At 69.6% G+C, this 15,501-nt stretch carries 13 protein-coding genes; 8 read left to right on the plus strand and 5 right to left on the minus strand.

From position 1 onward, the window contains the following. The first annotated feature begins 327 nt into the window (after positions 1 to 327). On the plus strand, positions 328 to 648 hold the full coding sequence (locus tag C2865_RS00280; protein WP_106396255.1) for a PadR family transcriptional regulator: 321 nt from the start codon (positions 328 to 330) through the stop codon (positions 646 to 648). Beyond that, positions 645 to 1,718, plus strand: coding sequence for an HAAS signaling domain-containing protein (locus C2865_RS00285; protein WP_106396256.1), 1,074 nt, complete (start codon positions 645 to 647; stop codon positions 1,716 to 1,718). The genes C2865_RS00280 and C2865_RS00285 overlap by 4 nt, the downstream gene beginning before the upstream one ends. Positions 1,719 to 1,770: 52 nt before the next feature. On the opposite strand, the gene C2865_RS00290 is transcribed toward C2865_RS00285, so the two are convergent. The 3 genes from C2865_RS00290 to C2865_RS00300 form a co-directional block, all read right to left on the minus strand. Next, positions 1,771 to 3,225: a sensor histidine kinase gene (locus C2865_RS00290; protein ID WP_106396257.1), complete on the minus strand. Its 1,455-nt coding sequence runs from the start codon at positions 3,223 to 3,225 to the stop codon at positions 1,771 to 1,773. An 821-nt stretch (positions 3,226 to 4,046) separates the two neighbouring features. Then, a complete protein-coding gene (locus C2865_RS00295; RefSeq protein ID WP_106396258.1) occupies positions 4,047 to 5,987 on the minus strand; it encodes a hypothetical protein in 1,941 nt (646 codons plus the stop codon). 71 nt (positions 5,988 to 6,058) lie between these two features. Then, positions 6,059 to 6,304, minus strand: a complete 246-nt coding sequence (locus tag C2865_RS00300) for a hypothetical protein (protein WP_106396259.1) — start codon at positions 6,302 to 6,304, stop codon at positions 6,059 to 6,061. 292 nt (positions 6,305 to 6,596) lie between these two features. Between C2865_RS00300 and C2865_RS00305 the strand changes: the two genes are divergently transcribed. The 4 genes from C2865_RS00305 to C2865_RS00320 all read left to right on the plus strand — a co-directional run bounded on the left by C2865_RS00305 (position 6,597) and on the right by C2865_RS00320 (position 11,316). Next, a complete protein-coding gene (locus C2865_RS00305) occupies positions 6,597 to 8,240 on the plus strand; it encodes a bifunctional aspartate transaminase/aspartate 4-decarboxylase (protein WP_106396260.1) in 1,644 nt (547 codons plus the stop codon). Positions 8,241 to 8,245: 5 nt separating this feature from the next. Then, positions 8,246 to 9,931: an aspartate-alanine antiporter gene (gene aspT, locus C2865_RS00310; RefSeq protein WP_106397386.1), complete on the plus strand. Its 1,686-nt coding sequence runs from the start codon at positions 8,246 to 8,248 to the stop codon at positions 9,929 to 9,931. Between the two features lie 91 nt (positions 9,932 to 10,022). Then, positions 10,023 to 10,532 (plus strand): SigE family RNA polymerase sigma factor, encoded by a 510-nt coding sequence (locus tag C2865_RS00315; RefSeq protein WP_106396261.1) that lies wholly within the window; start codon positions 10,023 to 10,025, stop codon positions 10,530 to 10,532. Continuing rightward, positions 10,525 to 11,316 (plus strand): hypothetical protein, encoded by a 792-nt coding sequence (locus tag C2865_RS00320; RefSeq protein WP_106396262.1) that lies wholly within the window; start codon positions 10,525 to 10,527, stop codon positions 11,314 to 11,316. Before C2865_RS00315 ends, C2865_RS00320 begins: the two co-directional genes overlap by 8 nt. Positions 11,317 to 11,617: 301 nt before the next feature. Here the strand turns inward: C2865_RS00320 and C2865_RS00325 are convergent, their stop codons facing one another. Beyond that, positions 11,618 to 11,854, minus strand: coding sequence for a hypothetical protein (locus C2865_RS00325; protein WP_106396263.1), 237 nt, complete (start codon positions 11,852 to 11,854; stop codon positions 11,618 to 11,620). Between the two features lie 420 nt (positions 11,855 to 12,274). Between C2865_RS00325 and C2865_RS00330 the strand changes: the two genes are divergently transcribed. Both C2865_RS00330 and C2865_RS00335 read left to right on the plus strand, forming a co-directional pair. Next, positions 12,275 to 14,014 carry an amino acid permease gene (locus tag C2865_RS00330; protein WP_232835263.1) on the plus strand — a complete coding sequence of 580 codons (1,740 nt, stop codon included), beginning with the start codon at positions 12,275 to 12,277 and terminating at the stop codon, positions 14,012 to 14,014. A gap of 33 nt (positions 14,015 to 14,047) precedes the next feature. Then, on the plus strand, positions 14,048 to 14,851 hold the full coding sequence (locus C2865_RS00335) for a MerR family transcriptional regulator (RefSeq protein ID WP_232835264.1): 804 nt from the start codon (positions 14,048 to 14,050) through the stop codon (positions 14,849 to 14,851). Positions 14,852 to 14,921: 70 nt separating this feature from the next. Here C2865_RS00335 and C2865_RS00340 read toward each other — a convergent pair whose 3' ends face one another. After that, positions 14,922 to 15,476 carry a GNAT family N-acetyltransferase gene (locus C2865_RS00340; RefSeq protein ID WP_106396265.1) on the minus strand — a complete coding sequence of 185 codons (555 nt, stop codon included), beginning with the start codon at positions 15,474 to 15,476 and terminating at the stop codon, positions 14,922 to 14,924. Between the last annotated feature and the right edge of the window lie 25 nt (positions 15,477 to 15,501).

A 15,501-nucleotide genomic window follows, 5' to 3' on the forward strand; every position in this document is an offset into this window, starting at 1 on the left:
GTCGTTGCTGCTCCGGGCTTCCCTCCGGCACGTTCTCGCCGTAGAAGCAGGCAGGGCATCTGTTCGAGCAGGCTGCCTTCGGGGCGGGGCGTTCGTCGAAAGGGGAGGTGGCCGGGGCGTCGGTGGGTCGCTCGGCGAGGGCGGGCAGGTGGATCGGTGGTGTTCTCCGGTGGAGGTGGTCTCTCGCCGACTGTGGGCCGGGTGCAGGATCACCTCATCGGCGGGGGTCTCTCTCCCCCGGGAGGGGCGGCTCTTCGCGGTCTGGTCTTGGGTCTTGCGCGGTAGTGCGGTTAACGTAGTAGTGTGCACGGCGTAAGGAGGTTTCCGGTGGACACCACACAGCTCCTCAAGGGAGTGCTCGACCTCGCCGTCCTGGCGGTTCTCGACCGGGAGGACAGCTACGGCTACGACGTCGTGCGCCGTCTTCGCGAATCCGGTCTGGAGGACGTCGGCGACGCCTCGGTCTACGGGACGTTGCGCCGGCTGTTCAAGGCGGGGGCGCTCAACTCCTATGTCGTCCCGTCCGAGGAGGGCCCGCACCGCAAGTACTACGGCTTGAACGCCACGGGCCGCATGGCGCTCGCCGACTCCCGCAAGACCTGGACCTCGTTCGCACAGACCATGGACACCCTTCTGGAGAGTCGATGACCACCACACCGGTCTCCGAATACGCCGCGGCCGTCCGTGCCGCCCTCAGCGACGTCCCCGAGACGGACCGGTCCGAGCTCCTGGAGGACCTCGAAGACCACCTGACGGAGGTCGCCGGCGAATCCGACGAGCCCCTCGAGACCCGTCTCGGCACCCCCGAGTCCTACGCCGCCGAACTGTACGCGGCCTACCTGCAGCGTCCCGACCAGCAGCCCGCCGAGAAGAAGAAGCGCAACGTCTTCCGTGCCGTGGACACCCGTGTCGCGGCCTTCAACGCCCGCGTCAACGAACGCTTCCCCGGCTACGAGAAGACCCGCGACGACTTCCGGCCCGCCTGGTGGCTGCTCCGCGGCTACCTGATCGCCTTCGCCTTCTGGGGTTTCGAGTCGGGCCGGCTCCACCCGATCCCGTGGAACACCTTCGAGTGGCTGGTCCTCGCCGTCATCGTCATCGCCTCGGTGGCCCTCGGCTACCGCGTGCGCGACGGGCGCCGCTCCCGCCCGTTGAACCTCGTCTCCCTGGTCGCGGGCCTCGTCGCCTGTTTCGTCGCCTTCGCCGTCCTGGTGGTGAGCGACAAGAACGGCGACGAGTCCTACGTCTACAGCCCCGTCGACTACCAGCCGCACAGCGACCTGGCGAACATCTACCCGTACACCAAGGACGGAAAGCCCCTGGAGGGCGTCCTCCTCTACGACCAGTACGGCCGCCCCATCCAGGTCGGCTACGAGCAGTACGGCTACCAGCAGATTCCGGGAGCGGCCCCGCAGATCCCCAACTCCTACCCGCTGCCCATCTGCAACCCCGAGCGCTACATGATGGAGGAGTCCCTCCTCATCCCCCACTGCGCGGACCCGAACTCCGAGGCCTTCCCCGGCCCCTCCACCTCCCAGGCCCCCCCGATCCCCTCGACGCCCCCGGGCGGTCCCGCATCGGACGGTCCGTCGGAAAGCCCGGAGGGCAGCCCGTCACAGGGCCCGGACCCGAGCGCGCCGGCTCCGGCGGACACCCCGTCTCCGGCGGGCACCCCGCCGTCCGCGCCCGCCACACCCGAGAGCAGCCCGACGGAGTGACCTCCCGTCCAGACCGCCCCGCCTGATCCGGCTCGACAGCGCGCAGCACCGATCAGGCGGGGTCTTCCCGATGCGCGGGTGCGCCGTTTCGTGAACCGCTCGCGGTCGCTCCCGAGCGGGGGTCCATCAGAGGCAGGCGGATGACGAAGCGGGCTCCGGGGTCGTTGTCGGCGAGGGTCAGGGAGCCGCCGTGGCCTTCGGCGATCGAACGCGCGATGGGGAGGCCGAGGCCGGTGCCCCCCTTGTCGAGTTCGCGGGCGTCGTCCAGCCGGGCGAAACGTTCGAAGACCCGTTCCCGGGCGGCGGGCGGAATGCCGGGGCCGTCGTCGACGACTTCGACGACGGCTTCGTGGCGGTCGGGATCGGTGCAGATCCGGACTTCGACGCGGGAGGCGGCGTGCCGTTCGGCGTTCGCCAGGAGGTTGCCCAGGGCGCGGCTCAGGCGTACGCGGTTGCCGAGGACCTCGGCGCCCCTGACCGAGGTGACGTCGACGGGGACGCGTCCGACGCGCCGTTCGCATTCAAGGGTGGCGAGGTCGGCCAGGTCGATGCGTTCGAGGCGTTGCGGTGTTCCGGCATCCAGCCGGGCGAGTTCCAGCAGGTCGCTGACGATCTCGCCGAGCCTTTCGGCGTCCTGCAGTGCCTTGCGGGCTTCCGGTTTCCAGTGAAAATCGTCGGGTTCCTCCACGAGCATCTCCAGCCGGGTCTGCAATCCCGTGATCGGGTTGCGGAGGTCGTGGGAGGCGTCGGAGACGAACCTGCGCTGGCGTTCCGTGGCCTCCTCGAGCCGGTGGAGCGTGTCGTTGACGGTGCTCGCCAGCTCGTCGATCTCGCCTCCGGTGCCCGGCACAGGCACCCTGCGTTTCAGGTCCGTGGTCGTGGTGATCTCGGAGAGCTCCCTGCGGATGGCCTCCACGGGCGCGAAGGACAGGCCGATCGTGAACCAGGTGCCGGCACCGATCAGGAGGAGGAGGAAGAGGGTGAGCGACCCCAGTTGGAACGGCAGCATCCGATCGGTGAGCGCTTCGGGCAGCGGCACCGCCCCGTACACCATGACCGGCTGCCCGTAGGCGGAACGGGGAACGAGGAATCCCGCGATGTGCACGCACTCGTCCAGGTAGGACGGGCACGCGGTGGTGTCCACCCGCACTTCCCGTTCGTGCGGCCGGGCCGACGAAAGCGGCGGCCTTCCTCGCAGGGCCGCGGTGGAGCCGAGGACCTTCCCGTCCTGCCCGACGATCTGGACGAGGTTGGTCTCCCCGGACCTGACGCCGATCGGCTCGGGAGCCCGGCGGGTGAAGACCATCGCACTCACCTGCCGCGCCGCGTGCGCCGCCGCGGTCTCCGTCTCGTTCTGCGCCGTGTTCCGGATCAGGAACAGCGCCAGGGCGAGGCTGATCCCCAGGACGACGGCCGAGACCCCGAGCGTCACCATGGTCGCCCGCCCGCGCACCGACTTCAGCAGCCGTTTCCAGACCCGCCGGAGCTCGGAGGCGTCTGAGGACACCGGACCGCTCCTTTCCAGCCGGCCACCGCAACCCGCACGGCACCCGCCAAGGCCCCACCCCACCCGTGATCACCACTCCTGCGGCAACTACCCTCCCGCCACCCTGAGTATTCAACCGAGCACCCCGGAGTCTCCCCTCCGGCCCGCGGTCAGACCCCGCCGAACGTTCCGGCCTTCCCGCACCGCCCCACGAAAAGAGCAGCGGGGAGAACCCCGTCAACGCAACGGACCGGGCTCACAACCGTGCAGAACACCGAAACGCTTCTCCGCGACCCGCATCAGAGCGGTGAGGTCCTCCCGATAGTCCCGCCCGTCCTGCACCCTGCTGAGCCCGATGCTCAGCCAAGGCTTCATCCCACCGCACCGAAAATTCGCGATCGCATAATAAGGCCGGTCCCTGATATATCCAGGTGTGTAGGCCGTGAAACCGTATCCGAGCTCTTCAGGAAGCCGAACACGTTCACGATCATGATATTTGGCCCACTGCTGAAGAACGGTCTTACGACCATCCTTCTCACTCCAGCTGATTCCCAGAGGTCCCGCAGGGTTACCGTCTCTGACCAGGCACCCGCCCGCGTCCGCCTTCCACTCTTCAGGGTATTGAGAGAGACCGATTTCGATGCCCGTGACACGAAGCAGCGCAGTCTTCGGAGTGAGAAGACACCAGTAAGGAGGCATATCCTCCACAGGGCGGACGTCTGGAATCCGATCAGGCGAAGAAGCTGAAGAACTTGATTCAGAAGACTTATCACACCCTGCAGCAGCAAAGAGCAAGAGCAATGAAATTCCAGCCAGTCCGCCTGACTTGAACGAGAGGCCCATCATCTCTCACCACCCGCACCCGCGAAACTACGCACGGCTCGATCATGGGATCTCTCGATTGCTTCGTTGACCGTGCCACCCGCTTCAGGAAAAGGAACATCGCGCTCCTTGCACCACCAGTAGAACGACTCGGCCTGAGCCCGGTCCCAGGACAGGGGAGGAAGGATCTTCCCGTCCTTCGCGAAGGGCCAGCCTTCAACGTCGTCTTGCTCGTATCGAAGGTGAGCGACCGTGGAGGAGAGCAGCATCTGGTTGACGAGGTCGCGCATCCGGTCCTCGTCGCTGATCCGGTGGCCCTCGGTGTTCGCCTTCTCCGCCCGTTCCCCGAACCGCTCCACCAGGTATCTGCCGATCTCGTCGAAGACCTTCGCCCCCGCCGGGCCCGTGATCTCGGCCGGTACCCCGAACCGCGCCAGGTAGGCGGTCGGGTCCACCAGCCCGAGCCCGAAGTCGATCTTCGTTCTGAAGGAGGCGTTGACCTTGTCCTCCTGGATCCGGAGCGCCTTCATCGTCTCCGTCCGCAGCGCGAGGAGCCGTCCCACCGAGCCGGCTCCCATGGCCAGCCCGATCTCCCCTGCGTGTCCCCGGCGCCGCCGGTCGTCGATCCACAACCGCAGGTGCCCCACATGCGCCTTGAAGAGCGCGGTGTAGGCGGCGTCGTCCGTGACGGTGTCCGCGATGACGGCGAGCAGCAGCCGGGTCTCCTCCCGTGAGCCTCGGGCGATGTGGCCGGAGTCCTCCGCCGCGTAGAGCCGGGTGGCGACGTGGTCGAGCCTGCCGACCAGGATGTCGCCCATGGCCGCGCGGAGCCCGGACAGTTCGTCGAACGCCGCCCGGTCGGTGATCTTCAGCCCGCCGGCCTCGTATTTCAGCAGTTTGAGCTGGTCGGCCCCCAGCACCCGGACGATCTCGTCGAAGACCTTCCCGGACCGGTCGTCCCCGCCCGAGGCGGCGGCCCGGAGGGCTGCTCCGAGCGCCGTCCCGTGATCCGTCCCCGCCCACACCCGCCGCCGGTCGTGCAGCAGGTAGTGGAGGTTGCTGCTCTTCTCCCCCGGCGGCGTGTGGTCGAGCAGCAGCTGCGCTCCCTGCCGCGATGCCCCCGCCGCCAAGAGAAGCCCGCGCAGGTAATGTTCCGACGATTCGGGCGAAGGGATCCCCGCCGCGTCCGGCACGGCCCGCCAGGTGGAGTCGTCATGTCGGCGCGCGTAGGAGAGCATGTCCCGCCCGACCACCTGGATGAACGCGTCCGAGTACTTCACGCCTTCACCGGCGGAACCCAGGATCGTCCCCAGTCCCTGGTACCCGAAGTAGTGCGGATTGTTGTTCCCTGGCGGGAATCCGCTTCGTCCCGCGGCGGTGAGCGCCGTCAGGAAATCGTCCCCCGCGTACCCTGCCGACAGTGGCCGGGTCCCGTCGGCGAGTGCCCGCCCCAGCAGTTCCACAGCCGTTCGGGCGTCGGCCGCGTCGGCCTTCGCCATCGTGTCCCCTCGTTCGCCGTCGACGTGAAGCAGCCGGGCCAGCCCGAACGGCACGTTCAGCACCCCCACCGCCCCGAGCCTCGCGAGCAGTCCTGCCGCGAAGTAGGGGTTGCCGGAGTACTGCTCGTAGTTCCGCAGGGACCGGAGCGCGCCCTTGTCTCCCGCCGCGGCCCGCTCGAAGAGGTCGGCCGCCTGATATCCGCTGACCCGCGCCTGCTGGTCGGAATATCTGTCCGGCAGCAGAACGAACACCCCGTCCGGCACACTCACCGAGAATCCGGGCCGCTGCGCGTCCAGGTCGCGGACGAGCCGGTGGCGCCGTCTGAGATCGGTTCCCGCTTCGTGAGCCCACCGCGCGATCCGGGAGATCTCCATCGCGGGACCGGTGTCCACCCCTGCCGAGGCCAAGGCCGCATGAAGACGGCGGGCGAGCTCCTCCAGCTCTTCCTCGGACCGCCCCATGGCCGAGACGAGCTGTTCGAACGTCCTCAGCTGAACCCCGCAGACTCCGGGCCCCGGCCATCCGCCCCCGCTCACAGCACGACGCCCGACTCGCGACCGGATCCCGGTTGCCGCAGCAGGTCCACGGCCTTTTCCAGCTGCTCCTGGAGTGCCCGCCGGTTGCGCCGCAGTTCCCGTTCGAACGCCCGAGCCGACGGTCCCACCCATGCTTTCCCGTCCATGGACCGCACCGGGCCGTCCAGCTGCCCCCAGTGCCGGTCCGACATCCGCTGCACCTCGACGAGGATCATCCGCAGCCGGAAATCGTCCCCCTCCACAACGCCCCCAAGGTCCCCGAGCCCGACCCGACATGACCGAAGGTAATCGCGGCGTCACCAAAGGAAGGGGACTTGCGCATGCCGAGACGAGACCGAGACGACTCGTTGAGGGAGTGATAACGACGAACAGGAACGGCGTCCGGTGCAGGGAAACCAGCCGAACACTGCGGAAATCCACCGGAATGACGCTGCCGCACCGCCTCAACCTCGACCTCCCCTTGACCAGGCCTTCTGTCTGCTTCGCCCAGCGAACGGAAAAAAGCCGGAAAGGACATATACGCAAGGAGCCGGTATGGCCGAGATCAGGGACGACGTGCCCCGCGACACGCAGAGGCGGCTGGAGGAGCTCAGCCCGTTCGAGCTCAAGGACAGCCTCATCGAGGTGGCCGAGGAGAACGACAGGAAGAACGCCGTCACGATGCTCAACGCGGGACGCGGCAACCCGAACTGGATCGCCGTGGAGCCGCGCGAGGCGTTCCTGCTGCTCGGCCGTTTCGCGCTGGACGAGGCGCGCCGGACGTGGCGCCAGGGCGAGGTCCTGGGCGGCATGCCGGGCCGGGACGGCATCGCCGGGCGTTTCACCGAGTTCCTCGACCGCAACCGCGCCGAGCCCGGAACGGCGCTGCTCTCCCGCGCCTTCCACTACGGGACGTCCCGCCTGGGCTTCGACCCCGACGCGTTCGTCCACGAGCTGGCCGACGGCTTCACCGGCGACAACTACCCGGTGCCCGTCCGGATGCTGCACCACTTCGAGCGGATCGTCCACGCCTATCTCGTCAAGGAGATGTGCGCGGGACGGGAGCCCGCCCAGCCGTACGACCTGTTCGCCACCGAGGGCGGCACCGCGGCGATGTGCTACCTGTTCGACTCCGCGGTCATCAACCGCATCCTGCGGCCGGGCGACCGGATCGCGCTCATGGTCCCGATCTTCACCCCCTACCTGGAGATCCCGCGCCTCGCGGAGTTCGGCTTCGACGTCGTGGAACTGCGGGCGTCGAAGCGCAACGCCGACGGGCTGCACCTGTGGGAGTACGAGATGTCCGAGCTGGACAAGCTCCGCGACCCCTCGATTAAGGCGTTGTTCTGCGTGAACCCCTCGAACCCGCCCTCGGTCATGCTTCCGCCCGCCGCACGGGACCGGATCGCCGAGAACGTCCACACCGCCAACCCCGACCTGGTGATCATCACCGACGACGTCTACGGCACGTTCGTGAACGGGTTCGTCTCGCTGATGTCGGTCCTGCCGCGCAACACCGTCGGCGTCTACTCGTTCTCCAAGTACTTCGGCTGCACCGGCTGGCGGCTCGGCGTCATCGCCGTCAACCGCGACAACATCTTCGACCAGCTGATCGCCGCGCTCCCGGCCGCGGACAGGCAGGAGCTCGCCGAGCGGTACTCCCCGATCACCCTGGAACCGGAGAAGCTGCGGTTCGTCGACAGGCTCGCGGCCGACTCGCGGATGGTCGCGCTCAACCACACCGCGGGCCTGTCGCTGCCGCAGCAGACGCAGATGGCGCTGTTCGCGCTGTTCGCGCTCACCGACGAGCAGGACGAGTACAAGCGCCGCTGCCAGGGCATCATCGCCGAGAGGCTGGCCGCGCTGACCGAAAGCTGGGAGATCCGCCCCGCCGACAACCCCGACGCCGCGCACTACTACGCCGAGCTCGACATCCTCGTCTGGGCCGAGAAGAAGCACGGCAAGGCGTTCGCCACCTGGCTGCAGAACAACCACGAACCCGTCGACATCCTCTTCCGGCTGGCCGAGAACCACTCGGTCATCCTGCTGCCCGGCGGCGGGTTCGACGCCCCCGAATGGTCGATCCGCGTCTCGCTCGCCAACCTGCCGACGGAGTCCTACGCGAAGATCAGTACCTGGCTGGAGGAGACCACCAGGTCCTACAAGGACGAGTACGACCGCGCGCACAGGGCGAGGTGACGCCGTTGCAGTGGTTCCAGAAGCTGCTCCAGGGCACTCCCGAACTCGCGCTCTTCCTCTGCCTGGCCCTCGGTTACGCCATCGGCAGGGTGAAGGTGTGGAAGCTGTCCCTCGGCGGGATCGCCGGCACGCTCATCGTGGCGATCCTCGTGGGGATGGCGGGCGAGGTCTCCCTCAACGACCAGGTGAAGAACATCGCCTTCGCCCTGTTCATCTTCACGCTCGGCTACCTGAGCGGCCCGTCGTTCTTCGCCAGCCTCAACCGCCGGAGCCTGCGCTACGGCGTGTTCACCGTCATCGAGGTCGTCTCGCTCCTGGCGATCACCGCGGCCGCCGTCCTGCTCCTCGACCTGGACGCGGGCACCGCCGCCGGGCTGATGGGCGGCGGCGCCACCGAGTCGGCCGTCGTCGGCACCGCCACCGACGCCATCGGCAAGCTGAACCTGCCGCCCGACCAGATCCAGACGCTCCAGGCCAACGTCGGCACCGCGTACTCGATCTCCTACATCTGCGGGCTCATCACGATCGTGCTGCTCACCAGCCAGATCGCCCCGGCGGTCATGCGGATCGACCTGCGGGCCGAGGCACGCAAGCTGTGGACGCAGATCGGCGGCGGCGCCGAGGACCCCGCGCAGGCCACGGCGCTGCCCGACCTCGTCGGCCGCGCCCACACCGTGACCGTCGCCGACGGCTCCGCGGTCTCGGCGGTGGAGGGCTCGCTGGGGCCGCACGCGACCGTCGAACGGGTCATCCGGAACGGGCGGCGCCTGGACTTCGAGCCCGGCACCCGCCTGCGCGCCGGAGACGTCCTGGTCCTGGTCGGCCGCCGCGACCCGCTGATCCACGCCGACGAGCTGATCGGGCCCGAGGTCGCCGCGCACGGCCTGGACTTCGACCTCGACGTCGAGCAGGTCCTCCTCACCACCAAGGCGGCCAGGGGCGTGACCCTCGGCGAGCTGAAGACCCACGTCCCCCCGGACGCGCACGGCGTCTTCCTCACCGGCGTCACCCGCATGGACCACCGGCTCCCGCTGCGGGACGGCACGCAGCTGAACACCGGTGACGTCGTGCGCCTCACCGGGGCGAGGTCCGACGTCAGGACCTACGCGAAGAAGATCGGTTTCGTCCTGGACACCTCGGTCAAGGCGGACTTCGTCTTCATCGCCCTCGGCGTCACCCTGGGCTTTCTCATCGGCAAGCTCACCCTCACCCTCGGCGCGGTGCCGCTGTCCCTGGGCACCGGCGGCGGCTGCCTGCTGTCCGGCCTGCTGTTCGGCTGGCTGCGCGCCAGGCACCCGACGTTCGGCCAGTACGACCCGGCCGCCGCGTCCGTCATCAAGGACCTGGGCCTGGCCGCCTTCATCTGCGCCGTCGGCCTCACCTCCGGCCCGCAGGCCGTCGAGCTGATCGAGAAGTTCGGCCTCGCGCTGCCCGTCGCGGGCGTCCTCATGACGTTGATCCCCGCCTGCATCTCGCTGGTGGTCGCCTGGAAGCTCATGAAACTGCCGGCGCCGCTCGCGCTGGGCTCCGTCGCCGGGCAGCAGTGCTCGACGCCCGCGATCACCGCGGTCCAGGGGATCGCGGGGAACGCCACGCCGCTGATGTCGTACACGATCGTCTACGCGCTCTCCAACGTCGTGCTGCCGCTCCTCGGCCCCGTCGTCGTCGCCATGGCCCGTTCCCTGGGCTGATCGGCCTGTCCCTTCGCGAACCCGCCGCCCGACTGCAACCGTGCCCCGAAGCCCGGCGTGTATTGGACGACATCCGAGCCGAGGGGGCGATGTGGCGGACGAAGAGAGTTTCGCCGAGTTCTACCGTGGCGCTTATCCGGGCCTCGTCATCGAGCTCTACGCCTACACCGGCGATCTGGGCGAGGCGCAGGACGCGGCGCAGGAGGCGTTCACCCGGGCGTGGCCCCGCTGGGACCGGGTCGGCTCGTACGACCAGCCGCGCGCCTGGGTGGCGCGGGTCGGCTACCGGCTGGCCGTCAGCCGGTGGCGCAAGGCGCGCAACACGCTCGCGAGCCTGTGGCGGCACGGCCCGCAACCGGACGTCGCCCCGCCGGGCGTCGTGTCGGTGGCGCTGGTCGACGCGCTGCGCCTGATCCCGGAGAAACAGCGGCGCGCCGTCGTGCTGCACCACATGGGCGGCTACTCGGTCGCCGAGATCGCGGCCATGAGCGGGGCCGCCGAAGGAACGGTCAAGGCCTGGTTGTCCCGCGGACGCCGGCGGCTGGCCGAACTGCTCGCAGACGAGACGGACGAGACGAAGGAGACCAGCCGGCATGCGTGAAGTCGACCCCCTCTTCCAGGAGCTGCGCGACGGCATGCTCCACCACGTGACCGGCCCCGAACCCGCGAAGGTCATCGCACGCGCCCGCGCCCGCACCGTCCGGCGCAGGTTCACGGCCGGCGCCCTCGCCGCGGCCGTCGCGGTGAGCGTCGTCGCCTTCCAGGGCGGCCCCGGCCGCGACGCCCCGCCCCCGGTGCTGACGACCTCCTCTCCCGCGCCCGTCCAGGAGACGCCGCTCAAGCTCAAGGACCTGCTCTACGCCGAGCAGGCGGCCAAGGGAAGCCGCATCCGCTGGTACACCAGCACCGACAAGGACGGCGGTTCGCTGTTCATCCAGACCTGCGGCGGCGGCACCGAGGAGGAGAGCGACCCTCTCGGCGTCGAGATCCCCGGCACCGACCGGCGCTTCCACATCAAGTACGAGGGCAACCTCGAACCCGGCAACGAGATGACCACGACCTCACGCGGCGAAGAGGTCATCGTCTTCACCGACGAGGCCACGGCCCGCCGGACGATGAACGACATCACCACCTGGGCCGGACAGTGCGAGAAGAAGAGCATCGTCCTGGGCCGCCCCCGGATCGGCGACGAGGCGGTCAGCACCGTCTGGACCGAACCCGACAGCCCCGAGCCCCAGCGCACCAACGGCGTCGCCGCCCGCCAGGGCCGCGTCATCGTGGTCTACGGCGACCTCCGCAACAACGGACGCCCCCTGGCGACCCTCGCCGACCACGAACACGACGCCCGCACCATGGTCGACAAACTGAAGTCCCTCGGCTACTGACCCGCGCCGCCCCGCCGCATGGCGGGACATTCGATCTCGCACGAACGTCTCTTGACCGAGAGCAGGAGAAAAGGAATGCTTCCCATCTCCAAATGCCGGAAAGACGCCATATGGATCACGGTTCCACGTCCGGAGGCAGGCACATGACCAAGGCGTCTCCTTCATCCCCGACGCCGCCGTCGCCGCGTCGCGCTCAACGCTGAACCGTGCGATGGGACCGGACCGCACGCGTCCGCGGGGAGATCCGCGACGACACTCACGAGGGCTTCCCGGCCCCGGGCGTGCCCCCCGTTCACCGGAGTCACTTCACCCGCACTTCGCCATGGCTTCCGGCCTGCGCACCCGAAAACAAATTCACATTCGACAAAAACCCAACAGTTCCGGCGATCGACCCCGGGAACAACATCCGATGCGCGACCACGAACTCGAGGGGCGTCGTCACGTTCAGGGTCAACCGCGACGCGGAGTACAAGGTCACCATCGACGCGAGCAACAAGTTCAACGCCTTCGAAAGTGAGTCGTTCTCGTCCAACGACACCGGCGTCGGGATCCCCTTCCGGTAGGCCGGCTGTTCTCGCCTAGCGGCATCGGAGGCCGATCCACCGCCGGGACAAGGGGCCGCATGGACGCTTCCATGCGGCCCCGCGAGTTTCCCGGCGTCCTTCCGCCCCTGAACGCTCTTTCGCTCCAGGGACCCCTACCTCACCTTGACCAGGCCTTTTGTCTGGTTCATCCGGCCGGTGGAGAGAAGCCACTGAGGGGCCGGAATGCCGTTCGTGAGGAGCCCGCATGGTCGAGAGGGAAGAGCTCGTGCAGGTTCTTTCGGGCATTTCGTGACATGGCTACGGTGCCGTATGAGGGGGATCCGGCGGCCGCCGGGAGGGCGCCTGTTCGCGGGAGGCGGCTTCCGCTCCGCCATGGGGAGGGCGACAAGCGGCATCTGACCAGTTTTCAGGGGTTGGCGGCGCTCTCCCTGGACGCGCTCAGTTCAGTGGCGTACGGGCCTGAGCAGGTCGCGCTCGTCCTGGCCGCGGCCGGTGCCGCGGCGGTCGGCGAGACCCTGCCGATCACGGTGGCCATCGCGCTTCTGCTGCTCGTGCTGGTGCTCTCCTACCGGCAGGTCATCGCCGCGCGGCCTGAAGGCGGCGGCTCCTACGGAGTCGCCAAGCAGGAGCTGGGGCGCGGGGCGAGCCTGGTGGCCGGCGCGGCTCTGATCGTCGACTACGTGCTCACCGTGGCGGTCAGCCTCGCCGCGGCCGCCGCGAGTCTGGCCTCCGCGTTCCCCGTCCTGCGGCCGTACCTGCTGGAGACGTGCCTGGTGGGGCTGGTCCTGCTGACCGTCGTGAACCTGTACGGGATCTCCGACAGCGCGCGGGTGCTGATGCTGCCCACCGCCTTGTTCGTGGTGTGCGTCCTCGGTGTGGTGGTGCTCGGGCTGGCGCGTTCCGCACCGGCGGCGACGCTGGGGGCGCCCGAGCGCGTTCCGGTGACCGAGGCGCTGACGGTGCTGCTCGTCCTCCGGGCGTTCTCCTCCGGCTGCTCCTCGCTGACGGGGGTGGAGGCCATCGCCAACGGGGTGCCGATGTTCCGCGAACCGCGGGTCCGGCGGGCCCAGCGGACCGAGGTCATGCTCGGCCTGCTGCTCGGCACGATGCTCGTCGGCCTGGCCGTGCTCATCCACCGCGACGAGGTGCTGCCGCGGGAGGGGGTGACGATCCTCGCCCAGCTCGTGGCGGGCTCCTACGGGACGGGCTGGGCGTTCTACGCGACGAACATCGTGGTCGCGATCGGTCTGGGGCTGGCCGCCAACACGAGTTTCGGCGGGCTGCCCGTGCTGCTGAGCCTGCTGGCCCGCGACAGGCGCCTGCCGTCCCTGTTCGCCCTGCGCACCGAACGCCCGGTCTACCGGTACGGCGTCGCCGCCGTGGGGCTGCTGGCCGCGCTCCTGCTGATCGCCGTGGACGGGGACACGCACCGGCTGATCCCCCTGTTCGCCGTCGGTGTCTTCATCGGCTTCACCATCAGCCAGGTCGGCATGGTCAGGCACTGGCACCGGCTGCGCCCGCCGCACTGGCCCGGCAAGGCACTGCTCAACGGCACGGGCGCGGCGCTCACCCTCGTCGCCGCCCTGGTGCTGCTGGTCTCGAAGTTCACCGAGGGCGCCTGGATCGTCGCCGTCGTCATCCCCCTGTTCGTCCTGATGTTCACCCGTATCGAGCGCTACTACACCGAGGTGCGGGGCGAGCTGGGAATCGGCCGCCTCCCCGCCCGGCCCGTCCGGCCCGCCGCGGCCGCCGACCCCGGCAAGAAGGTCGTCATCCCGATCGGCAGGCTCGACGTCCTGGCGGAGCGGGCCGTCGGCGCCGGCCTGGCCCTGGGGGGCGAGGTCGTCGTCGTGTCGGTCTGCGCCACGCGGGAGGAGTGCGCCACCCTGCACGACGCCTGGGCCGAGTGGGATCCCGGCGTCCGGCTGGACGCCGTCCTCGATCCCGGCCGCACCCTGGTGCGGCCGCTGCTCGGCTACATCCGCAAGGTGGAGGAGGCCGGGTACTGGACCGTCGTCCTCATCCCGATCCTGGTGCCCCGGCATTTCCGCTACCAGTTCCTGCACAACCAGCGCGGTCTCTTCCTGGCCGAGGCGCTCAAGGAGCACACGGGCGTGGTGGTCTGCCTCCTTCCCTTCCACCTCGAACCCTGACGGCGGCCGGGCTCTCCCCGACCGGGAGGGTCCATGCTGGAGCACGTGAACGGAGATCTCCTGCCGATCGGGCAGTTCGCCCGGCTGAGCCGGTTGAGCGTCAAGCAGCTGCGGCACTACGACGAGCTGGGCCTGCTGGTCCCCGCGTACGTGGACGCCGATTCCGGTTACCGCTACTACCGGCGCGAGCAGGCCAGGCAGGCGTTGTCGATCGGGTTGTTGCGCTCGCTGGACGTGCCGTTGCCGGTCATCTCCGAGGTGCTGTCGGGAACGGCGGAGGCCCTCGGCGGGGTGCGCGAGGCTCTGGAGGCGGAGCTGGCGAGACGGCGGCGGACGCTCGCGGCGCTGGAACGCGTGATCGCCGACGGGCTGCCGGCCCTGCCCGTGCAGGTGGTCACCGAGCCGTCCCGACGTGTGGTGGTGACCCGCGAGCACGCAAGCGGGCCCGCCGACGTCGCCCGCGCCACGTCAGCGGCGATCGCCCGGCTGATGCAAGGCTCGCCTCCGGCCGGGCCGCCGCAGCTGATCGGCCTGTTCCCGATCGAGCTGAGCGATGCCTTCGAGGTGCGCGCCGCCCTCGTCGTCGACCGAGATGACGCGACGGAGCGGGCGGGCCTCAGCGTGGAGGCGCTGCCCGGCGGGACGTTCGCGTGCGCGACGCACGTCGGCCCCTACGACCAGATCTCCCTCACCTCCCACGCCGTGCTGGCCTGGTGCGCCGAACGGGGACACCCGCTGCGCGGCCCGATCCGCGAGGTGTACGTCTCCGACCCTGCCGTCACCGAGCCCGACAGGCTCGTCACCCACCTGATGATCCCTTTGGAGGAGAGGGCATGACCCCCACGGCCCCGTCACCGCGCACCCTGCTGCGCCAGCCGGTACGCCCGGCCTGACGCCGGGTGCGGTGTCATTCCGAGGCGCTCCGTGCGACGGACGGCTCCTCCCGGTCGGCTCGTACGGGCTTCTCGAGGAGGGTGAAGGACTTGGACATCCCGCCCGGTTGTGGTTTGCCCGGCTTGTGGCCGACGACCCGGTAACCGGCGTCGAGGTAGTACGCGTTCAGGCGGGCGTTGCCGGCCAGGCAGTCGAGGCGCGTCAGCGTTCGGCCCGCCTCGGCCACGCGGCGCTCCGCGGCGCGCAGAAGCCGCCGTCCCGTCCCGGGCGGGACGCTGCCGTGGGCCACCATCAGCCGGTGCACGTAGCCGGCCGTCGGCGGCTGCGGCCCCCAGGCGTCCTCGTCCTCCCACCACAACTCCCAGGCCCCGGCCACGCGGCCGTCGGTCTCCGCGAGCCAGACCTCCCCGCTCGCCATGACCCGGCGGAAGTGGTCCGCGTCCAGTTGGCCCGGCCGCCACTGGTCGGTGACGCCTCGGGCGAGCATCCAGCGGGCGGCGTCGTCGCGCAGGCGCACGACGGTGGCGAGATCGGCCTCACCGGCGAGGCGGAAGTGGAGAGCGCTCACGCCGCGATCCTCGCACAGGTCCCGA

It is taken from the genome of Actinocorallia populi, from assembly GCF_002995495.1.
Taxonomy (GTDB): domain Bacteria; phylum Actinomycetota; class Actinomycetes; order Streptosporangiales; family Streptosporangiaceae; genus Actinocorallia; species Actinocorallia populi.